14 protein-coding genes and 1 riboswitch are annotated in these 25146 nt (G+C 44.2%); of the genes, 6 read left to right on the plus strand and 8 right to left on the minus strand.

The annotated features are described in order from the left end of the window. Positions 1-222: 222 nt before the first annotated feature. The 5 genes from BROSI_RS09615 (at position 223) to BROSI_RS09635 (ending at position 6004) form a co-directional block, all read left to right on the plus strand. Positions 223-672, plus strand: a complete 450-nt coding sequence (locus BROSI_RS09615; RefSeq protein ID WP_052563527.1) for a glycine cleavage system protein H — start codon at positions 223-225, stop codon at positions 670-672. 17 nt (positions 673-689) lie between these two features. Beyond that, positions 690-1727, plus strand: a complete 1038-nt coding sequence (locus tag BROSI_RS09620; protein WP_052563528.1) for an N-acetyltransferase DgcN family protein — start codon at positions 690-692, stop codon at positions 1725-1727. A 23-nt stretch (positions 1728-1750) separates the two neighbouring features. Then, complete coding sequence (locus BROSI_RS09625) at positions 1751-2797, plus strand: dipeptide epimerase (RefSeq protein ID WP_052565760.1); 1047 nt, start codon at positions 1751-1753, stop codon at positions 2795-2797. A 185-nt stretch (positions 2798-2982) separates the two neighbouring features. Next, complete coding sequence (locus BROSI_RS09630; RefSeq protein WP_052563529.1) at positions 2983-4164, plus strand: M20 metallopeptidase family protein; 1182 nt, start codon at positions 2983-2985, stop codon at positions 4162-4164. A gap of 67 nt (positions 4165-4231) precedes the next feature. Beyond that, the gene (locus BROSI_RS09635; protein ID WP_082059144.1) at positions 4232-6004 is read left to right on the plus strand and encodes a carbon starvation CstA family protein; all 1773 of its coding nucleotides are present in this window, start codon (positions 4232-4234) and stop codon (positions 6002-6004) included. 53 nt (positions 6005-6057) lie between these two features. Here BROSI_RS09635 and BROSI_RS09640 read toward each other — a convergent pair whose 3' ends face one another. From BROSI_RS09640 to BROSI_RS09655, 4 genes are all read right to left on the minus strand, one after another. Next, complete coding sequence (locus BROSI_RS09640; RefSeq protein WP_052563531.1) at positions 6058-7038, minus strand: acyl-CoA thioesterase; 981 nt, start codon at positions 7036-7038, stop codon at positions 6058-6060. A 117-nt stretch (positions 7039-7155) separates the two neighbouring features. Next, positions 7156-9279, minus strand: a complete 2124-nt coding sequence (locus BROSI_RS09645; protein ID WP_157842468.1) for a tetratricopeptide repeat protein — start codon at positions 9277-9279, stop codon at positions 7156-7158. 271 nt (positions 9280-9550) lie between these two features. Continuing rightward, a complete protein-coding gene (locus tag BROSI_RS09650; RefSeq protein WP_052563533.1) occupies positions 9551-12028 on the minus strand; it encodes a YfhO family protein in 2478 nt (825 codons plus the stop codon). An 88-nt stretch (positions 12029-12116) separates the two neighbouring features. Then, entirely contained in the window at positions 12117-12419 is a 303-nt protein-coding gene (locus BROSI_RS09655; RefSeq protein WP_052563534.1) for a type II toxin-antitoxin system PemK/MazF family toxin, read from the minus strand. Between the two features lie 178 nt (positions 12420-12597). Here BROSI_RS09655 and BROSI_RS09665 point away from each other — a divergent pair, with 178 nt between their 5' ends. Then, on the plus strand, positions 12598-15051 hold the full coding sequence (locus BROSI_RS09665; RefSeq protein ID WP_082059145.1) for a spermine/spermidine synthase domain-containing protein: 2454 nt from the start codon (positions 12598-12600) through the stop codon (positions 15049-15051). A gap of 97 nt (positions 15052-15148) precedes the next feature. On the opposite strand, the gene BROSI_RS20205 is transcribed toward BROSI_RS09665, so the two are convergent. The 4 genes from BROSI_RS20205 to BROSI_RS09690 form a co-directional block, all read right to left on the minus strand. Continuing rightward, the gene (locus BROSI_RS20205) at positions 15149-18601 is read right to left on the minus strand and encodes a hypothetical protein (RefSeq protein ID WP_052563536.1); all 3453 of its coding nucleotides are present in this window, start codon (positions 18599-18601) and stop codon (positions 15149-15151) included. Positions 18602-18945: 344 nt separating this feature from the next. Further along, positions 18946-19062: riboswitch (cyclic di-GMP riboswitch) on the minus strand. 31 nt (positions 19063-19093) lie between these two features. Further along, the gene (locus tag BROSI_RS09680) at positions 19094-20668 is read right to left on the minus strand and encodes a thiamine pyrophosphate-binding protein (RefSeq protein ID WP_052563538.1); all 1575 of its coding nucleotides are present in this window, start codon (positions 20666-20668) and stop codon (positions 19094-19096) included. Positions 20669-20670: 2 nt separating this feature from the next. Further along, positions 20671-22533: a thiamine pyrophosphate-binding protein gene (locus BROSI_RS09685; RefSeq protein ID WP_162183236.1), complete on the minus strand. Its 1863-nt coding sequence runs from the start codon at positions 22531-22533 to the stop codon at positions 20671-20673. A gap of 41 nt (positions 22534-22574) precedes the next feature. Further along, on the minus strand, positions 22575-24998 hold the full coding sequence (locus tag BROSI_RS09690) for a peroxidase family protein (RefSeq protein WP_052563540.1): 2424 nt from the start codon (positions 24996-24998) through the stop codon (positions 22575-22577). Positions 24999-25146: the final 148 nt, after the last annotated feature.

Below are 25146 nucleotides of genomic sequence, written 5' to 3' on the forward strand. Positions count from 1 at the left end.
TTTGAAAGTTTCTCATTCCAAACTTCTAGCGGACAGCAGATAACTAAATATTCGTAAAAAACAGTATAAAAGATTCTTTTATAAATGAAAAGTCTATATTTTTTTACTACCTGCCATAAAGCCAAAACTACCTGAAAAATCGATTATGCTTGACAATGGTTCGGTTCTATGTTACGATTTTCAGGTATTATCAAGTTATAATTTGTTGTGAGGTATTATGTTATGATTCCTGAACATTTGAAATATACGCCAACTCATGAATGGTTTTTCTGCGATAATAAATCAATCACCGTTGGCCTTACAAAATTTATTCTTGACGAGCTTGAGGACCTCTTGTTCCTGGACCTCCCAAAGGTAGGAGACGAAATACTGTCCGGCATCTCTTTTGGAGAAATAGAGTCATTCGAAAAGCTGATTGATATCACATCACCCATGGCTGGCGAGGTTATAGCAGTAAATGAACGCCTTTACGAAAATCTAATCACTCTGAACAATGACCCTTACAAACACGGTTGGTTAATAAAGTTCGTAACAACTGAAACTCATATCCTCAATGAATTATTGAATGCTAAGGAGTATGCAACACACATAAGTAAACTACGGCCCATCGTCACCCCGGTAAAACAGCGAAAACGACATGCCAAAATTACTAAAGGAAAGAGAAGGAAATAGCCTCTTTTGTGTATTCTATGACTAACCGCAGACTCGTTATTTTAACCGAAGGAAGACTTGACGTCTTTAGTGCAAAAACTGCCGTCAGCGTTATCCGCTATCGTAAGGAAGACGTGGTTGCGCTCATAGACCGGGTGAATGCCGGGAAAGATATCGAATCAATTATCGGCATTGGAAAAGGAATTCCTATTGTCAGTACTATTGCGGAGACATTACATCTGAAACCCACAGCGCTCCTTATCGGCATTGCGCCTCCGGGTGGCATGCTGCCAGCCGAATGGCGTAAGCATATTACGGATGCCTTAATAAACAAGCTTCACATAATCAGCGGCCTCCATTGTCATCTAGACGACGACCCTGAATTTTGTAAACTGGCACACGACCACCAGCGGGAAATCTGGGACGTCCGTAAGCCCCCTGAAGATATTCCTCTTGGCTCGGGAAAGGCAAAAGAGACAAAGACATTACGTATCCTTACGGTGGGCTCGGACTGTAATATAGGCAAGATGGTGACTTCTATTGAAATCGCAAATGCCGCGAAGAAACGGGGTTTTAACGCCTGCTTTGTCGCCACAGGACAGACTGGAATTATGATCGATGGCAGTGGAATCGCCGTGGATCATGTCATTTCTGATTTTATCTCCGGTGCGGCAGAGAAACTCGTAATCGACCGCTCTCATTACCATCTCTTAAGCATCGAGGGACAGGGCACCATTGTACATCCGGCATATTCAGGCGTTACCCTTGGACTCTTGCATGGCGCCGCCCCGCAGGGTCTTATTCTATGCCATCAGCCAACCCGGAAGACACTCCGTCATTTCGCTAATTTTCCTATTTTACCACTTCCCTATCTTATTGACCTCTATGAGAAACTGGCACAGCCCGTGCATCCCTGTAAGGTAATTGGTATCTCACTCAACTGCTTTGGCATGACTGATCATGACGCCTTACAGGAGATACAAAAGGTAGAGAAAGAAACGAAACTCCCCGCCACAGATCCCATTAAGTTTGGCGTGAACAAATTTATCGATGGCATCCGTCCGCTCTTACCATGAATCTCTCTTATCATCCCTTGGATTTGAAACTGAAGCACATCTTCCAGATTGCCAGAGAAACCCGTACTGTTCAAAACAATGTTGTAGCCCTGTTAAAAGACGAAGACGGAATTATCGGATACGGAGAAGCTGCGCCCACCCGCTTTTTTGGAGAAGATGTAATGAGCGTTATGAGGACACTTGTTCAGTCTCTCGACTTGCTCAAAGACGCCGACCCCTTCCAGATAGAAGACATTACCCTCTATCTCAAAAACAAATTTCCCCCTGATGCAGCCGCACGCGCGGCAATTGACATTGCCCTTCATGATATGATTGGCAAAAAACTGAAAATACCACTCTATAAGTTTTTAGGCTTACGTAGGCATGAAGGAAAGGAGACATCATTCACCATCGGAATTGACACCATGGAAAAGATGTGCAAAAAGGTGGAGGAGGCAAAGGATTTTCCTATACTCAAAATAAAGATGGGGTTTCAGGATGACATTAAGGTATTGAAAGAACTACGCAAAATCACAAAGGCCATTTTCCGAGTTGATGCCAATACAGGCTGGACACCAGACGAGGCAATACAGAAGCTGAACCTCATGGAAGAGCTTGGAGTTGAACTCGTAGAACAGCCATTTCCGGTCGGCAGCATTGAACCGCTGAAGAAGGTCAGACGCCACACAAAAATCCCTATCTTTGTTGACGAAGATGTAAAAGATTCAAAAGACATACCTGCATTTTCAGATGCAGCGGACGGGATCAATATCAAACTGATGAAATGTGGTGGAATTCGTGAGGCCATCCGGATGATTTACACAGCCCGGGCGCTTAATCTTAAGATAATGATCGGCTGCAATATCGAAAGTTCGGTATCGATCACAGCGGCTGCCCACCTGATGTCATTGGTTGACTATATCGATCTTGACGGAAATCTGCTTGTTATAAATGACCCTTACATTGGGGTAATAGTTGATAAGGGAAAACTAACATTACCAGCGGGAAACGGATTAGGAGTAGAGGCACGTGACAGTATACCTTTACCGTCTCTGCAGGGTGGCACGGACAAACTTGTTTGTCCGTGTTAACTTGCGTTTACAAGGAATTTCAAACCAAGTGTTCCTCCCCCTTGATGGGGAGGCCAGGTGGGGGGAAGAGAAGAGTGATCACACTCCCCTCCCATCAAAGGGAGGGGAATGTTTAGTTGCCGTAAGGCTTAATTTAAGTCGTTTACTATAGTTGAGAAAGCATAATAAACGCTCTAAAATAAACCATGCAAACGAAACCGCTTACACAAGAAATACTGGCCCATGCCAAAGAGGCGCACGACTATGTTATCAGGATGCGGAGAGATTTCCACAAACATCCTGAAACAGGTTTTACTGAAATTCGCACCTCCGGTGTTATTGCTGAGGAATTGAAACGACTGGGGCTTCATGTACAAACTGATATTGCAAAAACGGGCGTTGTTGGTTCCCTGTATGTTGACGGAGCATCGAGTACCGTTGCCTTCCGGGCTGATATGGATGCATTGCCCATACTGGAGGAAAACAACCTTGAATTTAAATCTCAAAATGAGGGAATATCCCACGCCTGCGGTCATGATGCCAACATGGCAATGCTCCTGGGAGCCGCACGACTTATGGTGCAGTTGAAGGACAAGCTCAAACGACAGGTAAAATTTATCTTTCAACCCTGCGAAGAACAACATCCGGGTGGTGCAAAAGTCATGGTAGAACAGGGTGTCTTACACGGCGTAGATGAAATCTATGGATTGCATATCGAACCGAATATCCCCTCCGGTACCTTTGGGGTACGGGACGGAGCCACGATGGCGGCAACAGACCGCATTGCCATTACCCTTATAGGGAAAGGCGGGCATGCCTCCACCCCCCATCTGTGTGTAGACCCCATCGTTACCGCTGCCGAGGTGATATTGGCAATTCAGACTATAATCTCACGAAAGGTAAATCCTCTGTCTCCCTGCGTGGTTTCTCTGTGCCAAATTTCGGGCGGCACAACCTTTAACGTCATCCCGGATAAAGTCAAAATCATTGGTACAGTAAGAACCCTTGCAAAGGAATTAAGATATAAAATGCCAATACTCCTGGAGGAGACCGTTAGGGGAATTACTTCACTGAATAATGCCACATACCAATTCGAATATTTCAAGGGTCACCCCCCACTCTACAATCCACGACCACAGGCAGATTTTATACAAAACAAAATTATCGAACTGTTCGGCAGCAAATCAGTCGAGCACATAGATCCCAAAATGGGCGGAGAGGATTTTTCCTATTACCTGGAAAAAATAAAAGGGGCCTATGTTTTTCTGGGATCAGGAAACCTGGAAAAGGGCGCTAGTCAACCATTACACAGTTCCCGATTCTTATTGGATGAAGACGTGCTCTCCATGGGGCCAGCCCTGTTTACCTACATTGCCTGCAGCCCATAATCTTCCTATTGATAGTTTCCAAGTTCTCGTTTGTTCAGCATAATTTACGAAAGATATCTTTTATCAAATGAACCCAATTATCATCCTATCCATTTCCGTTGCTTGCTTCCTACTGGCAGGCCGTTTCTATACCCGATTCATATCCAGGAAAATGGGGATCGATTCGAAACGGATTACGCCCGCGGTTGAAATAAACGACGGACGCGACTACGTCCCCACAGCAACACCGGTCGTGTTTGCACACCACTTTGCAGCCATTGCCGGCGCCGGCCCCATTATTGGTCCGGTTATGGCCATGATCTATGGATGGGGACCTGCCTGGCTGTGGATCCTGATTGGCGGAATATTCTTTGGGGCGGTGCATGACTTTTCCGCCCTGTTTGTCAGTGTGAGGGAGGGTGGCAAATCCATTGCAGAAGTTGCCAGAAAATCCCTGGGCACTGCCGGATTTATCATGGTTATCTCATTTACCATCGTAATGCTGATTCTTGTTAATGCCACCTTCCTGAACACATCGGCAACTGCCCTGACATCCGTAATCGACAGTGCACAGATTGGACTGAACAAGGATCAAATCTTTTTTCGCTGGGCAGATGACGGGGGAAGCAAGGTCATCGTTGGGGGAATCGCCTCTATGTCTGTCATCATCATCACCCTCTTTGCCCCACTTATCGGGTATCTTTATATCAAGAGGCATGTTTCTGTTGCAAAGTGCTCGGCCTTCGCAATCCTCATCTGTGTTGTATCAGTTATCGTAGGTTTTTTTGTGCCGGTTTCTTTGAATCCGTTACTCTGGATGATTCTGATTTCCCTTTATACTATTGTCGCAGCGGGTGTCCCGGTCTGGTTATTTCTTCAGTCAAGGGATTTTATCAATGTCCACTTGCTTTACATCGGACTGGGGTTGCTTTTCATCGGTATCTTTGCATCGGGTATCAGAGGCGCTGAGGAGCGCTTTCCCGTCAATAATATCCGGGAAGGTATCTCCCACGTTGGTTTTCTCTGGCCAGGACTCTTCATCACGATTGCGTGTGGCGCTATCTCCGGCTTCCATGCCCTCTGTGCCGGCGGAACGACCTCTAAGCAGGTCAAATCAGAAACAGCAGTCCACAAGATAGGATATTACGGTATGTTGCTGGAGTCTTTCCTTGCCGTGTGTGTTATCAGTACGGTCATTGTGGGCATTGATATGCACCAATACAAACAGTTAGTTTTACCGGCAGCGGACTCGAAGTTTCAAAGCAATCCCATATTGGCCTTTGCCTTGGCCTTTGGTCGCACCCTGCATTCCGGATTGGGGTTACCGATATCTTTTGGTATTCTCTTTGGCATGTTGCTTCTGGAAGGGTTTATCGTCACTTCACTTGATACAGCCGTAAGATTGAATCGTTATCTCTTTGAGGAACTCTGGCGGGTTATCTTTAAAAATCCCCCAAAGATTTTGAACCACTATTGGGTTAATTCAAGCCTGGCAGCGGGACTGATGTTTGGGCTAGCATACCATAATACGGTAAACAATATCTGGTCGATATTTGGGACAACCAACCAGCTTCTGGCCGCTTTGACCTTAATCATCGTGTCCTTCTGGCTGCTTTACCAAAAAAGGAGCGTCTGGTTTACTGCCATTCCAGCCGTATTCATGATCATTACTACCGTGGCCATGCTGGTAATCCTACTCGTCACCCGGTTTATTCCGCAAGGCAATATCACGCTCATTATAGCAGACCTGGCACTTCTGGGCCTCTCCTCAGGAATAATCACTATTGTGGTCAGGACACTCTATAATTTTAAAACAGGTATTCCTCTGAGCGTTCCTGTTATAAACGATATTGAAGAGTGAACAAAACCACACAACCTGGGCAAAACGGAACCATGCGATCAATTCTGATATTATTATATCGGATACCCTTTTAGTCCTTGTGACTGTAGCTCCTTCAATCTTTGCATGCGGTGTTCTTTTCTTTGCTCAGCCTCTGTCCAGCGTTTTTTCCCAATATCCGTAATGGGGGTAAATGGCACAAGGGGGCTCGGCTTGCCATTTCCATCCACTTTGACACAGGTAGAAAAAGCAGTGCAGGTATGGTGAATAACATTGTTCATCGGATCTTCGGCAAGGACTTTGACACCAACTTCCATAGAGGACCTGCCAGCGCAATTGAGAGAAGTTGCCAGGGTGAGCACATTACCCACATAAATAGGGTGGTAAAAATCCAGGGCGTCCAGGGAAGCCGTCACGATCGTCCCTCTGGCAAATTTCATTGCCACGATGGCCATAATCTCATCGAGTATGAGGAGGAGTTTCCCCCCGTACATGAGGTTGCCATAGATAGCGTCTTCCGGGAAAACCAGCCGATAAACCCGAAGACTTAACTGCCCAACATCTTCCAGGCTTGTATCTAATACCCTTTGCTTTCTTTGAGCTATCCGTGCAAACCTTCTTTCCCGTAGATCCTTAGCATACTGATACATTTTTCTTTCATTATCGTCGGCCGGTTCGATACGCTGTTCTATGGGTATTGGCCTGCCCTGAACGTCGCTGGAAACGAAAGACATCCTTGCACGGGTACAGAGTTTTTCTTCTTCGTTAAACGACCTGCAGAATACCACGGCCTCTACCTCCAGTGAAGTATTTCCGATATATTCGACCATTGTCTTAACGGTAACCACATCACCGATTCTCACGGGCTGGAGAAAGAATAAATCCTCGATAGAAGCCAGCAGTAAGGGTCTTTTGGTTAGCCGTAAAGCAGCAAGGTTCCCGGCCGTAACGATCCAGTTCATCATCCACCCGCCATACAAAGTGCCTCCAGGGTTCGCTTGTTGGGGAAAGACATGATGCAGCATTTCTATCATAGTGGAATAAATACTGGGCATAGAAGGAAATTCCCTGGTTCGAAAATTATAAAATGATGGATAATAATTTTTGGTCTACCACGTTTTAGAAAATTAATATAGTTTGAATACAGAATTATTTTTGATGAAATAATGCTTCTATGGCTTCCCTTCTGCAGATGTCAGTTTATTGATGACCTTCTTCATTTCTTCTGCTTGCCTGTGTTTGGGGTTTAATCGTAATGCTTTCTGGATATGTTCCAGTGCCTTTTTATTGTCATGAAAATGGTTCAGATACAAAACACCCAGGCTAATGTGGACATCGGCACTTAATGGATCTAACTGGCAAGCCTCCAAAAGTTTATTATAGGCCTCGTTCATTTGCCCTTTTTTATAATAAACTACCGCTATGTTATAATGTGCAAGGACAAAATTCTTTCGAATTTTTACGGCCTTTTCTAATTCAGAGAGTGCCTCGTCGAGCCTCCCCTGATCAATCAATGCACTCCCCAGGTTGCAGTGTGCATCGGCATAATACGGGGACGTCTTGAGCGCCTCGATATATTCATTGACGGCCTTATCCGGCATCCCATTCCTTTTGTAAAGAAGTCCCAGGTTGTTATGCGCCTCCGGGTATTCATTCCTTAAACGGGTCGCTATCTTTAGCTCTTCAATTGCTTCATTATCAAGACCTTTCAGCGAATATGCGGCGCCGAGGTTGCAATGTGCTTTTGGTTGATTATATCTTACCCGAATAGAATCCCTAAATGCCTGAATGGCTGCATCGATAAAACCATTATGATGATAATAATAGTACCCCAGGTCGTTATACATCCGAAAACTCCCCGGCGAACGGCGTATAGTTTCTGTGCTGAAGGTAAATTCATTGAACCATATCCTGTTTCTGCTCATGGTGCCCCATGTAAGTAAAAGGCAGATGATGGTTATTGATGCTATGCAAAATACCCTCCGGTTTAAGATATTGCCTGAAACGTTTAAAAGACATTTATTTACAAATGTTTTTTGAGTAAATATCGAGCCCAATAGCAGGATAAATCCTATGCCTGGGATATAAAGATACCTCTCTGCCATAATGTTGATTATGGGGATAATATTCATTACCGGTAAGAGTGTTATGAAAAACCAGAGGATGGAAAAAGTCCAGATCCTTGAAAGAAGGCATAGTTTTACTGACAGAACAACAACAAGTATTACTACGATAACGCTCACAATAAAAGACGCATCGGCAGGCGAATAGGTAAGAGGAACCACGTAATCTGCGTTAAGCGGGATTGGAATAAACAAGAGCTTGAAATAATAACCAAGCGCCTTTGTCATCATGATGCCATTTGCAAAAATACTATTCCCGGGAAACTCTGATGATTCGCCGGGATTATGGAATAGAGAGAATCGCAGATAGAGGTAAAAGACGCTGACGACAAGATAGCCTGTATACCGTGTTACCAGCCGCATGATAGCGTTACCCTGTAAAAACCTCTTTTCCTGAAAAGGTTTTTTACCCCCCCTCGTCGTCCCCCTTGCTAAGGGGGGAATCAAAGAGGGGTAATCAATAACACTTCCTCTATCCCTTGCTAAGGAGGCAAAGAGAGAGGTCTTTTGGTTGAGGTAATGCCACCCTGGAGTATTATGGGTGTTTAACGAGATACCTTTTTGAAGGATGAGGTCATAGGCAAGGATCAAGAAGGGAAGGACAATTGCCATCTCCTTCGATAACAGGGCAAAGAGATATGCACACAAAGAAAAGGCATAGCAAATGATGAAGTCTCTTCTACCCGCATTCCTGTTGGATTTAAGAAAGAAGAGAAAGGCTGTCAGCAAAAAGGTGGCAGATAAGAGGTCTTCACGATAACTAACGGCATTTACGGCCTCTGTAAAAAGCGGGTGTATAGAAAAAATTATGGAGGAAATAAAGGCAGACTGCCGATTATAAAAGAGCCGATATGCCATACAATAGACCAGGTAAACATTCAGGGTATGGATGATGATATTTGTCAGATGATAGCCCCACGGTTTTAGTTGCCAAAGAGCATACTCAAGAAAATAGGAAAGGGTGACGATGGGGCGGTACGTCAGTTCGCCGGAGATGACAAAGTATTTCTGGTTAAAGAATGCAGAGAGATACCTCCATTCCCGGATAAAGTGGTTATTGGTTATCGTAACGTAGTCATCGTAGACAAAGGTATTCTCCAGAGAATTCAGGTAAGCCAATGGGGGCAATACCGTGATGAGTGTGAATAATAGTATACGGGTTTTGTTATTCAACGTCTTCGAATTTTTTATTAAAGTGAATAATTAGCCACAGAGCGCACAGAGAAAAACGGCTGGTATCTTTGAATTAGGCCTTTGGCCATTTTTAAATACAAATTTTTACAACAGTGGGGCCCCCCCTCACTCCTGCCAGCGGGGACAGATAATTGTCCCCCTCAGTGAGGAGGATTAAGGTGGATGGCCTTTGATTGAAATTCCTTAACATTTTAATTAGGCTGCCTTCGGTAGCGACGTTAAGGCATCTGCATGTTTCTGTCCTTGCAGCTCAGTATCTTCTGCGATCAACAGAACTATTACAAAACACAGACACTGGAACTAAAATTCCTATACTTATCAGAGTAATAATCATACCAATGGCAAATGATTTAGGCTCGTAGACAAATTTAACTATGTGCTCTCCTTTTTCAAGAAAGACTGACCGGAGGATGTAATTGGTCTTTAGCACCTTACTCTTTTTTCCATCAACGTACGCATTCCATCCGGGGTAAAACGTATCTCCAAGGACAAGATACCCCTCTTCTAAGAGAGTTGCCCTTATGGTAACGCTATTTGGCGAGTATTCAAGAATTGCAGGATGAGGCTCTTGTGGTAAATTTTTTGTGTCTGCATTCTTTATTATATTGGTAGACTCTTCCAGAACAATATATTTTACGGGATCAAATTCAGGGCTAGAGAGTTCTTTGAACATAGCATCTCTCCCCTGCAAGGTTTTAGCGCTATGGACAATGAAGGCGCGCGGTAATGCCTGTGTATTGTCAAAGAGGGCGTATTTTGCGTCACGAAAGACTGGTTTTATCGTTGGGTGTTCTATCTTCACATGGGCTGGAAGGAGTATATATTTTAAATTAAACATGTTGGTCAGCTTTGAAAGTTGGGCAACTTCCATAACGATGCGCGGTTCTTCTACGGGTTTACCATCTGATAGGTTAATGAATTCACTGTATTCTTTAATAACATTGGCGTCATATCCCCCGATATGAGAAATATCATGCGCCATACCCTGGTTGAGTTCAAAGTGACCAACTGTCGTGATGCGGAACGGTCCGGTGTCATTTTTTAAGGCATCGAGAAGTTCCTTATTCCAAAAACATTGCCGGGCATCAAATGTTACCATATATTGATTCCCGAAGCACCAGAGGTCGCCGAATAGTAAAGCCAAGGTAATGGGGATTAAAATCTGACTTCTTAACCTGCCATTCATCCACAAACCAATAACAAGTAGGCTTAATATGCTAAGGATGATAAGTTTTACGGCACCTCTTGTAGCAACGGCAAAGGTTGCATGCAAAAATCCAGTATCTTTCAGGTTGGGTAGTGTGGTATACCGATCACCCCACGAACAAATCTTCTGAATAATGCCATGCCATGTTCCATATCCTGCCCTGAACACAAAGAAGATTAAGAGAAACAGGCTTATTGCAGCAACCATGGCAATGGTAATATAAAAGAAAGTGGAAATCTTTTTTTTCGTAAAAATGCCCTTTTGCAAATATTCTGCCCCAATGCCGGAGAGAACCGAAAGGGAAAAGACAACGATAAATATAAACTTGGAATTACCCCGAAACATGTTAAATCCTGGGACAATGGCATACAGAATTTTAAAGAGCGGGGTAAATTTACCCAGTGCAAGGATCATCGTGATCAATGCCATAATGAGAAAGGTCTTTGTGAATTTGTTTCTAGCATAGAATGAGGCAAGTGCACTCAATAGTAAAGGAAGGATGCCAACGTACAACGACATCTCCCAGAGGTAATATCGACCCCAATAAGGGGTTTTGAGTGAATCTCCCAAAAATTCAGGGATAAATAAAGTGATGAAATTTTCTGGCGCAAAGGAGAACTGGCATACCCATTCATAGGAAATCGTTTGCCGGGCAGAATGTTGAATCATCTCAAAGGCCGGCAATAATTGAATGGCAGCGAGTGAAACACCTGCAACGTAGAGAATGCAAATGCCCGCTGTATGATACCCGACATATTTCCAATTCCTGTGTTCTCTGAACTCCTGGATAATGCGTATAATAAAATAGATTACTACAGCAATGGAGGTATAAAAAAAATATTGGGGATGACCCGCCAATATAGTAAAAGCAACTGCAACCCCACCCAGAAGTGCATAGAAAAATTTCCTGGTACGTATAAACATCTCCGAAAACAAAAGAATAAGTGGTAGCCATATCATGGTGCACAGATTGGGGAGGTGCCCCGGATAGACGTGGAATATCTGCGGGGCGCAAAACATAAATATGATGGACGCGATCATACAACTTGATCGGGAAAGCCTGACGCCTGATTGTAGATTTGGGATTGCAGATTTTAGATTTAAAAATCTAAGGTATAAGTAAGTAAACACTCCTGACAAAAATACATGGAGAATGATGCTATAGTTGATAGCTACATGAATAGGGAAGACAAGAAAGATCAGATTCAGCGGATAAAATAGGGCCGATTGCACTCCTCCCACAAAGGGCGTTCCACCATAGATATATGGATTCCAGAGGGGAACCGTTCCTTTAGCCAGGGTATTGAAACCAAAATATCTCCAGTAAAATAACTGGTGGCGGGTATCGGTATTCTGATCGCTCAGGACGTGATAATCTGTGGGAATAACGACATTGTGGAAATATGCCAGGGTAAGGAGGAATAAAGTGAGTATCGCAAACCAATCGTATTGAGACCATGCCTCCCACTTGTTTGTAATCAAACCTGAAGCTGAATAATTGCTGTAGTCCTTGTCTCGCATGTGTGACTTCTTAATTTCTTCACTAATTGGATGTTGATTTTTATCAGAAGTTGCGTTTTTCACTTGCGGATGATTTCGATAACCTTATCTATAATCTCAGTGAGATTTTCTCTTTTACGACTGCCAACTGATATAAGATAATATGACTGTCTATAGTAAATATGCGATTGGGTCTTACATTACTCGGCTGCTTTAGGCTTCCCGTCTCAAAGTCCTTATCTTCGAGTAAAAGTGCATAATTGTCTTTAATGGTTTGGCTGGTAATCTGACAGAGAATTACGTCATCGCCTTCTAATGCTGTAATAACTAAGGCAGGTCGTCTTTTCGCTTGGGTCAAATCAGAGAAGGGAAAGGAAACAACAACGACATCCCCTTTTATAAATTTTGTCACGCCTCGTCCTCCTCCGGTTTTAGCCAATCTTTTTCAAGCGAAGATTCGCTTGCGATAGCCGTATCAAGCCTTTCCTTAATTATCTTTGTCTTCAAAACTGGATTATATGTTATGATATTGAGTAAATTCTGTGAAGGGTAGTTTACCCTTTTGGTAAGCCATTTCAAACAAAAAAACCATGCAAAACAGAATATCCCATATCTTGCTGTTCCTGTGCATTGCAGCGATTGGTTCTTACGCAACCATTGCACAGGTGATATCAATTCGTGAATTTCTGAATATCTTTTACGGCAATGAATTGTGCCTTGGTATTGTGTTTGGGGCATGGTTTCTCGGTATTGCAACGGGCGCCATTGTGGGCGCAAAGGTTGAGTATACCTTGAAACATGCCTTCAGCGTTTTCATAATCACCTTGTTCATTATGTGTCTTGTATTACCCGTACAAATCTTTTCGGTACGTGGTGTACGGGGTTTTTTGAGTGTGGGAATAGGCGAGTACATTTCCCTGGTACCCCTGCTTCTTATTTCCATTGGGTTAATCCTCCCTTTCAGTTTTATCATCGGTTTTATCTTCCCGTTCTCATCAAAAGTTATACGGGGAGTTACCGGCGACGCATCTGTTGATATTGGCGTGGTTTACATAGTAGAATCCATGGGAAGCCTCGTCGGAGGACTTGTATTCTCATTTTTCCTAGCCTCCAGATTTCATCCATTTAAAATCATAGCGCTTTTGAATGTTGGTATGTTTGTTCTTTTAACTTTTTTACCTTTTCGTTCTGGTGTAAAAGAAAATAAGAGGACAGCAAGGGTTTTAGGGTTTGTTCCCATTGGTTTGACATTATTCATGATAATAGTTTGGTTTTCACCCATCCCTGATAAGGTCGAGGTATTATCCACAAAGATGCGATGGAATACCTTGAACCCCCATATTGAACTGATGACTTCTGCCGACTCAAAATACCAGCATATCGATATAGGCAGGCAAGCCGAACAATACAGCGTCTATCTCAATGGACAATATGCCGCTGCCTTCCCTAATGAATATGAATACGCCCAGATCACTCATCTCGTGATGACCCAGCATCCATCCCCAAAAGACGTCCTCCTCGTTGGTAATGGCCTTGGTGGAATCATTTCAGAAATGCTTTTGTATCCCATCGAAACACTGGATTATGTGGAACTGGACCAAAACCTCTTGCAAATCGCTGGCAAATATCTATCCCACTCAGACAAACAAGCCCTATCCGATAAGCGGGTAACGGTATTTCATCAGGATGGCCGTTATTACGTAAAAAACATATCGAAGAAAAAGCGCTACGATATTATCCTGGTGAACACGCCGGATCCCTCAACGGCCTTTCTCAACCGTTTTTATACCCTTGAATTTTTTCAAGAAATTCAGGCCATCTTAAAATCAGACGGGATTTTGGCCGCCTCAGTTAGTTCTGCAGTAACTTATATTGGAAAGGAGGTCGGAAGTTATACAGGTTCTCTCTATCGCACCCTGCACGAGGCCTTTCAAAATATACTCGTGACACCCGGTCAGACCAATTTCTATTTTGCGTGCAATGCAGAAGGGGGCATTACCCCTGACATAGCAACACTCATGGAGCGGTATAGAAAATTGCAGATAAAATCAGAATATTTTAATGAGTATCTCTTTTATACCCTGCTTCAGCCAGAACAGGTTGCATTTATCGAAAGGCAACTGAGTCAGAGAAAGGACCTGCTTGTTAACACAGATGCAAGACCCGTCACCTATTTTCTAAACCTCATATTGTGGGATTCCCTTACCGGTGGACGTTTGCACGGGTTATTTCATGGTTTAAAGGACGTGGGTTTAAAATCGTTTCTCATCCCCATTGTGATTGCACTGGCAGGGAGGATAATCTACACGATTTTAAGGCAAATCAAACTAGGAACTAACGACACAAAGCAACTCAAAACCAACTGCCTCATCGCTCTAGCCACAACAGGATTTACCGGTATTGCATTGGAGATTGTGCTGCTTTATGCCTTTCAAAATATTTATGGCTATATCTATGAGAGAATGGGTGTTATCGTTGCTGTCTTTATGGTTGGACTTGCACTCGGCGGTTATATTGCTAATCGAATTATCCTGAAAATAGAAGGTAGCACACGTCATTTGTCAGCAAAAGATAATATGCTGATATCTGAAAATTGCCAAATAAAAGGGTGGCACGGACAAACTCGTTTGTCCGTGTCCGAATTCTGGTGGATTAACATCCTGATGATATTTGAGGGGGTTATTGGTTTTTATGCCCTTCTTTTGCCATTTTTAATTCACGCACTGTCTTTTTATTCAGCAGCAGCCGAGGTTGGATTGATTTTTTTTATTGGAATTGCAGGGATATTAACGGGTTTAGAGTTCCCACTGGTCAATAAGATATTTATTCAGCAGAATAAGGACATCGCCATATCTGCAGGGGCTACGAACGGCGCCGACCATATTGGCGCCTTTTTGGGGGCAATTTTGACGGGGGTAATCTTCTTACCTCTCCTGGGTGTATTTGGAACGTGCCTGATCCTGGCTACACTCAATATAGCAAGCCTCATTCTGATAGCTTTTTCAGTCTTGTGTCGTAAAAGATCAGATATACAGTGCAGATGAATACCCAACTGACATTTCTCTTACACAATCGTTCAGTGGTGCGACAATCGAGACGACACCAAGCACCCTCTTGTATTCTGTAATTCACAATTATCAATCATCTCATCTCTAGATCAAACTGCCCATCCTTATATCTAACTCTGACAACGTCATTATTCCTAGTGTTCTTGGTCAGTTCGATACTCTCGATATCGCAGAGTTTAGTAACCACGTCGTCAGGTTGAGGTGGCAACAGAACATCAGGATTTTCAGGGTCAGCACCATTGACACCCTCGATAATTTCAGGCATGAACGTTTCGTTATCAATTTCATTGCCAGTAACCGTGTTGAAAAGATAAGCAAAATGGGTATCTGCAGACGTTCCATTGATAGTTCGACCGATGATCACCAGCAACGAGTCATCTCGGCTACACCAGAACTGCTGCCAAAACATTTGTGTGATAAGTTTGATTTCATTACCAAGGCCATGGGGACCATTGGGCATGGAGAAACCTAAGTTGTAAAGAGATACTGCAGGGTCGTACGCGGGGTCATTCCTCCATGGCGGGATAACAATTCCAACCCGGCATCGGGGGGAAATCGCGTAATAGAGTACTGGCGATGGTGATGAGGAAATACTCCCTGTAGTGATATGAAACGATACAGTAGGAGTATTCCTATCACCGCCAATCGTGGCGGTAATGCTGCCACATGATTGGCTGCTATCGCCATAATGATGTAACGTCACTCGGTCGAACAAACCATATTTTCGCTTAATAACGAGGGAAGCCGGAACGCTACGTGTAAAATTGGTGTCAGAAGCAATAATATTAAAACCTGTCTCTCCTAAACTAGCTACACCTTCCTTATTGCGCACAGTAAGCGTGCTGTATCCAGTATTATCTGGTTCTGGGTTTAACTCGACGTCTCGAGGACCGAAATCATGGTTGACACCTTTGCCGTCAGGAAGATCTGTTGAGAGGTTTACGTTTAGCTTATTGAGAATATTATGCCCTGTCAACATCAACCTGTAATCGGCTTGCCCACCCCATTCGACAGTTTGCTCTGTTGGCTGAACATTGATCTCAAAATGCGGTCGTGCAGTGACAATGAAAGGAAGTCCCGTCGACTGAATAAAGTCACGTTCCGGAATGACGGCATAGAGTTCCCAGTTGCCAGGTGTTAGATATGCAGTTGCATCTCTTTCGCTAAGACTTACCTGGAAAGTTATTTCAGGATATTGTCCCGTAGATGTTGTCTGACTAATACGATGAGATTGCTGGTTTCCGTTGTTCACTTTTTGAAGCAACCACTGCACATTATTCTGTGGAACACAGCCACCAATTACCCTAAAAGTGTAGGCGTCTTGCTCTTGAATGTTCGGTGTAATGCCACTAGCCCAGCTCAAGGATGGTTGATCGTAGATTTCGTAGCGTATGGGTCCCTGGAAAATATGGTCTGCCGCTGAAGCTGTCACTTCAACCGGCATGCACGCTGCAGTGGTTCTGAAATCCACTGCAAGACTGGTTTGACCTTCTTGTATTATCACAGGAGATTGAACCTGTAGCACTGATGGGATACTTGAGGTGATCTCAACCGGTATGCCCCCCATTGGCGCAGGGCAACTGACCCGGACTGTAAATGTACCGCTTGTCCCTCCCCTGAGATCTGTCCCTGTAGGAGACTGTACCAGCCACAATTTTTTGACGCGCTCTACCGTAAGCGAAACTGGTGCAGCGGTACCACAGTGAACTTGGTTTGCTTGGCTTACAGCTCCTATCGTGTAGGTCGTAGTATCAGACCGTGTTTCCAGTACGGAACCGGAGGAACCCCCCTTAGCTACCTGATTACCTTGCTCGTCCCGTATGGTTACCTCAATACTACCGCAAGGTGGAATCGGTGCATCAACAGGCCGGTCTATCAAATGCACGCGCCAGCTGATCTCGACGGGCGTGCAGGCTTCCGCCCGATGGACTGATGACCGGAAGAAATCGATGACAGGTGGGTAAATAATGCTAACCGCTGCGGCGGGAGATCTATCCATGAGAATTTCGGCAGGAAGTTCGGGCATAGCAAGGCCGCAGGTATCCGCCAGCCTTCGGCTCGCTTCTGATGGAAGGGAGCCGAGCGCTCTTAGATAGACAGGGCCTGTATGCGCCTTTGTTGGTGGTATTTGTGGTTTCGGAGGTTTTTTGGAAGGTATGCGGAAACGGATCTCAGTCGGTTGAACAGAGATTGGTGTGATGACTTGATCTCCGAAATACAGCAAGACCCCGGTTGGCAGGGTAGGCGGTATTTGGGGCTTGGGAGGTATTGTGATTGGGAAGAAGCGTCCAGGCTGCGGTCGGGCTACGAGCACTTGATTCGGATCATAATTGCTACAGAGGCAATTTGGCTCGACCGAGGCGATCAGGTCGGTAAATTCGTCGCGGAGCTGAGCGGCCAGGACTTCCCCGTACAAGCCCAGGCACAGGTCGTTGATCTGCTCGCATGGACTGGGTTCGAATCCATCGTCCGGACCTGGCTCCGGTTCGGGAGGGAATCCTTTAGGTGGTCCAGGTGGAAGGATGAAAGTTGTAAGTCCATCGTCACCAGGAAAGACACCAAAAGGGCCTTCGAATTCACGAAACGCCCGATCTGCCAAGTCGTTGTAAAAAGAGATATCCTGCATTCGATCACGGACATAGGCCCGCGCCTGTCTTGTCCATCTTGCATCTTGATTCCGTTCTTTGAAGTCTAGACGAAAGGCACCTTCGAGAACCTTGGCGGTACGCTGAAGAATAGGACCACAGCCTCTCACAGGTTGCAGTTCTCCCAGTGCATCGATGAGTCCCATTTTACTCATATCCTCGATCCGGCCTAACACCCCCGGAGCACCGCCTGGGCTAGTGAATGGAAAAGCACTTAATACCCGGCGTAGCGATTCTTCAGCGTCTTTGTCTCCAGCGAGGCTGCGTGCAGAAAATTGACTGATCTCGTTTATTTCCTTGATTACCTTCATGATCGAGAGAGGGACGCGTGCATTTCGAACATCGACACCCTGGAGCCTTGCGAGTTTTTCCGCTAAGTGTTGCAAGACCGACTTAGTAATGATGTCACTTGACGTAATAAGGGGTGGTTTCGAAACTTGTCCGCTTGTTGGGTGCATGATGCGCAGCTTTACGGCTATGGAATCTTCATCTTTATAGGGAGCTATACGAATATTCCCAAGGACTTTTCCTGTGCGGTCAAGAGCTCTTATTTCTATATTCCCCGGATGAAAGATCTCTTTTACTTCCGCAGTAAGTTCGAATTTCAGAGTAAATGCGCCAACTTCTTCAGGATAAACTGCCTCAACTATCTCTTTTTCCGTGCAGCGATCTCTGGCCTCGACGCGGACTTCAGAGTCCATCCAAGGTTCCCATGGTTCCAGAAAACCAATAACGCTTAAAGTTCCACTCATTGACAGTTCTTGTTTCACTGGTTCCTGACTCATCCGCGCCATTGCAACCTGAACTGAGAGGCTTAAGGAAACTGCTACAAGAGTTACAAAAATAATTACCACCGCTACCTTTAATGAAAACCCTTTCATAAAGCATCTCCTCGATAAGTTTTATTGATGTGCTGGAAGCTTCTACAAGTCTTCATTTACTACACCCAGTTTGGCGCTGAATTCTTGCATCTTCGTTTCATATACATCCTTTCATTTAATTCTTGAATTCATCCGGCATGTAATATTTGGTTGTTTGGCCTGACATCATTTCATATCTATAGTAACAGTCGTCTTCTTTTACGGCTATTAGTACATATAATACTCTTACACTGGCATATTATACGCCTAAATGAGCGTATAATGCGGGATATTAGATCAAAAATAGTTGTTTTTAACTCGTAAAAACAAAAAAGCCTTACTGCAAAAATGTTCATTGAAACATCTTCGGCAGTAAGGCTGTCTTTACTGTAAAATCGTCTTTTGCAATCTGCGTCCGTGTACGTCTAAAAGACCCTTTTACTTTGCGTCCCCAGATCACTCTGGGTTTGCCTTTATCGTGATGTGTTTTTATTGATGGTACTTTTAAATCATTTACATTATCATCATTGCACAAGGTTTTTTGATTTTGCCCTTAACTATATCGTCCCTCTTTATTGACAAAGGGTCTATCTCCTTTACAGGGCAGTCCATGCCTTCTAATACTAATCTCGTGTCTGCAACATTATTGTTCTTATTTACAGTGTCCACGCATATGATGGTAAACTCTAATCCCATTGAGACGGCTGGTTGTAACTCCCTTATATGGTAAAAAAGTGAATTCTTGTCACAAATAAGAACAACGTTATTATCTGGATTACCAATAGCTGCACCTATCGCAAAAGGAAGTCCAGCCCCTGGTATGTCCCGGTCATCCATGATAAAAAGATTTTTATAGATGGCCTTTCTAAAAAAACAAGATGCTGCAAGTGATAACTCTTTCCCATCGACGATAAAGATGTCATTGCTGGAAGAAATATTTTTCAGTGAAGCAAATATTCCCCTTGCATCTTTAAACTCTTTTGACAATTCTATTGCTAATAGGTCGCAATTTTTATAGAAATCATCCCTCCAGGCACGGAAAGCGTTTTTATTCGTTTTCGTTTCTCGTTCAAAATAGGAGAAACTACTCCCGGGATCTGCATGTACAGGACAAAGGTTAGGAATGCTGTCTGCAAAAGATGACGGATCAATTTCTACCTGGACAATACCCTTTACATGCGAAGAATTTTTTATCGCAGAAAGAATACGTTCTGAATAAGGGTCGATTCCTGCAATAATCAAAAGATCCGTCTTATTCAACAATTCCATTCCTGATGTTGAATTCATGAATAATGACGCATCCCCGGCATAACAATAATCGTCGCCACAAAAAACCCCGGAACTGTGTACGGTAGTGATAACAGGTATTCCCAGTCTGTTTGCAGCCTCTTTCATCCCCTGATATCGCCCGGGGCGTCCAAAACCCTGGCCTAAAATAATAATAGGCCTTTCGGACTTTTGAATCGTTTCACAGGCTTCTTTCAGACAAAAGGCATCTCCCGCTATGGCACCTCTATACATCGTCCTCTCAGCCGGAGGCATTATACTCTGCCTTTTCTTTTTTGTAAGTACCTTGTATCTGAACAATATATCTACAGGGATATCGATATGTACCGGCCCTGGTATACCTTGCCATGCCTCCCTGAACGCCCTGTAAATCATTTGAGGTATTCTCTCCCAGGTGTACACGATGGTATTCCATTTAGTGATAGGGAAAAATATTTCATCCTGATTACAACCTTGTAAGTTTTCCTGATGAGGTTTTATTTTCCAGCTTTGAAGCTGTGGGGCAATAGAGAGAACAGGCAGATAATTGAACCACGCCTTTGACAGCCCTGAAACTTCATATATGACCCCGGCCCCTACCGTTGACATTGCTACGCTTGAGCATCCCGTAGAAGCAGTATAGCCGGACGCCATGAGAGCTGCGGCAGTTTCACAACGCGGAACGGTTAAATGAATTTCCGGGAATTTTTCAAATGCATCATATACGGTGCCGATGTGTTCTCCGGATATAGAAAACACATGCTTGATTCCACATTGAACAAGTACGTCTAAAAGCAATGCCCCCCCAGTGATTATTTTCATTTTTAAGACCTCCACTTGGCCATTATGTTCACCCTCAATAAAGCTTTTCTGATATAGGTAAGATTAAAGAACAGCTTGCTCCATCCTAATTTCATTATCAATAATGAACTCTTTAATACCTTAATCGGATTTAAAAGCTTCAGTAAACCATCAAACTCAATAAGAGAGAAACTCGCCAGACAGTCCGGAAAATTGTTTTTGTCAGTTATAATATCAACGAGCGCTGCTTTGCCTTCACTTGCCCCTTTTTCGTACGCGGGTAGTATGTCCCCGACCTTATCCACCCGTGTTGCATGCAAACCAAACCCACGGGCTATTTTTGAGTAATCAATGTCAGGGAGCATAGTGCCAACAAAATTTCCTCCTAACATGAAATACTGCATAGCCCTGATCATATTCCACGCCGAATCATTGGAGATTATTATCATAATGGGTAAGTTTAGCCTGCAAATGGTCTCGAGTTCCTGGATATGGTACAGGAATGATCCATCTCCACTTATCAGCATAACCCGTTTCCCCGGCGAGGCCAGTTGAACCCCAATGGCGTAAGGTATCCCACAACCAATTGCTGCCATGCCAAACGGATAAAAAGATTGCTGGGGTCCCAGTGAAGGCGCATGCGTAGCGAAAAAAACTGGCGTGTTACCACCATCCACTACCAGGACCAGATCATCCCTCTTTATGACTTTCCCCAGCTCTTGTATGATCTTTCCCTGTTGTATAACCGGCCACTTTTTATTGATAAATTTGTTAAGTCTCTTATATCGGCCCTCTTTCAGATGAGAAAGATACTTTGCCCATGACCTCCATGCAGGCTTTCCGCTAAAACCTTCGGAGCGCAATTGCTCTGTTAATTGATTAAGAACGGTTTTGACATCTCCCAGTATTGATATCTCGGGAGACACATTCAGACCAATCTGAAGCGGATCTATATTGACATGAATAAATTTAATCTTGTCAGACCATAGAGGAGGAAGACCAAATCCGTCTAATCCACAAAAGCTTACTCCCAGCGCAAGTACAATGTCGGCCTCTTTTATAGCGACATGAAAGGCTTCACCCGTTGTATAGGCCGGCCCGCCAAGACAGTACTCATGATCTGACGGTATCGAGCCGAAACCACCCATTGTTGTAGCAGCAGGGATCTTAAACGCTTCGATAAAACGGATAACCTCTTCATAGGCCTCAGAAACCTTCACTCCTCCCCCGCAAAAAATGAGAGGTTTTTTTGCATTCTTAATACTCGATGCTGCTTTTTCAATTGCAAGCTTATCCCCAGCCAGCCGTATAGGCCTCGCTTCGTTCGTAATTGGTGAAGACGATGGTGAGAATACGGTAGTGTCAAAAGAGACGGTTTTCTCTAATAATCCGAAAGGTATGTCAATATGTACCGGACCTCTTTTATGCCTGGTACTTTCAAACTTTCCCTTCTTTATAGTGTCTGGAATACTCTCGAGTGTATTGATCCGTTTCCTCCAAATGGTAACCTCATGATACACTGCATTTTGGTCAAATCTGTATCTGTTAAACCCTTTATTGTAATCAACTTCATCATCATTGCAAATTGACAAAGAAAGCAAAGGGGTCTTATCAGCCCAGGAATTTGCAACTCCATAAATCTGCGATAATGATCTGCCATTGTCATCCGTTAATACAACGGCAAACTTCCCGGAGCGCCTAATATAACCGTCTGCCATTAAGGTCGCTGCCCCTTCAGTTCTCGCAATAATTACCTGTATACTCGTTTTCTTTTCTAAACATGTTCTGAGAGGGCTAAGTCTGTCTGAAGATGTAGTAAAAACATAACTGATTCCATTAGCAACAAGACTTCTCGCGATGAGTTCGTTACCTGAAAGATCTTCCACGTTTAAATCTCCCATAGTTTAAATTACCTATTTATTTCACACTATTCCTGTAAAAAATCCCCTCTTTTCTGATATTCTAAAGCAAAATCAGATCTTTTCCGATCCCATAAATCAAAGGGATTTTTAACATTACGTAGTGCCGGCCGAAGCTTTGGAAATTGTCGTTTGATGACATCCACCATATTGGTAGTGTTCACATAGTCAAATCCCCACCGGGTATAAAATTCTGGCCGATAATGTTCGGTAAAAAACCGATCGCTAAACAACCTTCGGGAAGCGTTTAAAATAAAAACCTGAAACTGAGTTTCACTGATCACGAAGCCGTGTGGCCGTGAGAACTCGGCGAGGATACCAACCAGAAGATCTACTTTTTCAATGTCGCTGTCATAAACCTTGCGCATTTCTTCCACCAGCCGTTGCTGACGTTTCAGCTCTGCTTGTTTTGCCTGAAGTTCGTCAGCGGTAAGATTGGGATCTTTACGGAAATCACGCGATCTGTTGTTTTCAATTTCCCACACAAGCTCTTTGTCGATAAAATCAGTAAAATCCTTCAAAGGTTTCAGTTGCAGTTGCCGGCGAAATTCATTAAAGCGCGGGACCCCACGCTCTCTATCCCGAATAATGTCCATTGCAGCAAGGTCAATTTTACCTCCGGGCGCCTGAGGCACCACAAGTTCAGTCATAAAGCAGGGAAAATTTTCGAGGGTGAGCTGCCCACAGCCGGTAAGGCCAAAAGATAATGCGATACTATCGATCCCGATTCCCCGCATAAAACGTTTCGAACCTTCCCGAACAGTATCGACAATGGCGATTTGGTTCTGAACGGTTTTTATACCAGGCACTTTACTTTCTAATTCTCTGCCGCTAAATTGTCGCACTTGACCTTGAGAAAGTACGTCAGCATCATAAATTGCTAAAAAATCTGGTATGGTGGGATGGAGCCGATAGACAGAAGTAAATTCCTCCGTTAAGGTAAATGGTACCCCGAAGTGTTCCGCCCTTGGCATCCCCATGACGCCGGTGCCAGTAACCGCAAGGCTGACTAACTCATCTTTGCGAAAATCCTGTAGCGTAGCGGTAAAGTCATTGATAGCTTTTTTAGAGCCTTCCCTGGCTATGCGCATGATTTCCTCTTTAAATGGGGAATCCCCTTGGGTACTGCCCAACAAGCCTTGCCAATTGGTATGCATAGCCATGTCCCCCAGCCGATTGTAAAGAAGTTGGGGCGTCCATTCGATGGTATGAATTTTGGCTAGTAATGCAGAGATGATTAGCCTGGCGGTATCATAGAGTTCCTCATCACTCCATGCTGCTGCCCCACTCGGGGGGGTAGCGTTTTGCCGCAATTGATCAACGATATAGTTATGCTCTTTAGAAAACATGACGTGCATCAAACTAAGGCCCACCCACCAGTTATCTGCAAAAGCTGATATTTCCTGGTCAAGGAAGCCTTTAGGGGGATGAAGTCCAACTTCGCTGTAAGAGGGGAGCACCCCAGTGTCCGACACTTTTAATTTGGCTTTGTCTTTGGGATCGAGCACCCTTTGCTGCGTTTCCTGGTCCCAGCCGTAAAGTTGCGAGGCATCCCACCAGAAGGTCACCGTATTTTTCCATGTTTCCACGGGAATATTTTTTAAACCAGCCAAACCTTTTTGATCGTCGTGGAGAGTTCGCGCCACCTCCCAACCACCCCCTTGCCCAACTTTTGCTAAGCTTTGCAATTTACTTTCAGAAATGGAAAAGGTGTTGCTATTGTCGTTCCATCCATCACGGGTATGAGAAAACCAATCATGAGTCATAAATTGAATCCAGGCAGAGGCCCAAAGATTAAAAAATGGCGCTGCGTGATGGTTAAAGGGGTCTTTTCTCACTAAAAGGCGTTCACTGATAACGCGGGGATTAGGGTCGCCCGCATCCTGTGAGGAAGTCACTTTGCGATGGAAATCAATGACAGATCTATTAGCGGTCTCAATGGTTACATTCCGCCCAAACCGCTGCCCTACGGCGCCCATCAATGGGTTATCAAAATCGTTGCAGCGGCCATCGAGCGTTCGTGCGCGGTAGACTGGATTTTTCAGGCTCCTTTCCCCACAAGACGAACCATCCTGCATTGCCTTCCAGACAACCCGCCGTTCGTCTCCTGTCTGCCGGCCCCGATCACCCCATGCACCATTGGTATCGTGCATATTATTGGCTACAAGATTTATGCGGAACTTTTCTAACTCGCCTAATGCGGCAGCAATACCAACAGCTTGAGTTAATTGGCGTGAGGCGATATCATAACGGGTTCCCGTAAACCATTGCCAAAGTACCCAGGGGCGGTCCTGATTGCGTTTCACTCTGGGATTCAACCTGGCTGCAATATCTTCTATCACAGATCTTTCTTCACTTATCTCGGTCTCCGGTTTTTTGCATCCAATAAAAACAGATAAAAACATACATGAGATTAATAATATGCGGGTCATAGTATTCTCCACTGTAAAAGATTTACAATACAATGAATGATTTTTAAGGAGAAGTTATTTCAGATAATCTGCTGTATGTGGGGGCCTCCCTTCCCTGATCATTGTCTCTTTTAAAACTATCACTCCGTGTGCACGAAAGCAGGAGTAT

Source organism: Candidatus Brocadia sinica JPN1 (assembly GCF_000949635.1).
Taxonomy (GTDB): Bacteria; Planctomycetota; Brocadiia; order Brocadiales; family Brocadiaceae; genus Brocadia; species Brocadia sinica.

Excerpts from the sequence above, each read along its gene's own strand:
- BROSI_RS09615 (WP_052563527.1), top strand. The coding sequence starts at position 223 with ATGATTCCTGAACATTTGAAATATACGCCAACTCATGAATGGTTTTTC.
- BROSI_RS09620 (WP_052563528.1), top strand. The coding sequence starts at position 690 with ATGACTAACCGCAGACTCGTTATTTTAACCGAAGGAAGACTTGACGTC.
- BROSI_RS09630 (WP_052563529.1), top strand. The coding sequence starts at position 2,983 with ATGCAAACGAAACCGCTTACACAAGAAATACTGGCCCATGCCAAAGAG.
- BROSI_RS09635 (WP_082059144.1), top strand. The coding sequence starts at position 4,232 with ATGAACCCAATTATCATCCTATCCATTTCCGTTGCTTGCTTCCTACTG.
- BROSI_RS09640 (WP_052563531.1), bottom strand. The coding sequence starts at position 7,038 with ATGCCCAGTATTTATTCCACTATGATAGAAATGCTGCATCATGTCTTT.
- BROSI_RS09650 (WP_052563533.1), bottom strand. The coding sequence starts at position 12,028 with ATGCGAGACAAGGACTACAGCAATTATTCAGCTTCAGGTTTGATTACA.
- BROSI_RS09665 (WP_082059145.1), top strand. The coding sequence starts at position 12,598 with ATGCAAAACAGAATATCCCATATCTTGCTGTTCCTGTGCATTGCAGCG.
- BROSI_RS20205 (WP_052563536.1), bottom strand. The coding sequence starts at position 18,601 with ATGAAAGGGTTTTCATTAAAGGTAGCGGTGGTAATTATTTTTGTAACT.
- BROSI_RS09680 (WP_052563538.1), bottom strand. The coding sequence starts at position 20,668 with ATGAAAATAATCACTGGGGGGGCATTGCTTTTAGACGTACTTGTTCAA.
- BROSI_RS09690 (WP_052563540.1), bottom strand. The coding sequence starts at position 24,998 with ATGACCCGCATATTATTAATCTCATGTATGTTTTTATCTGTTTTTATT.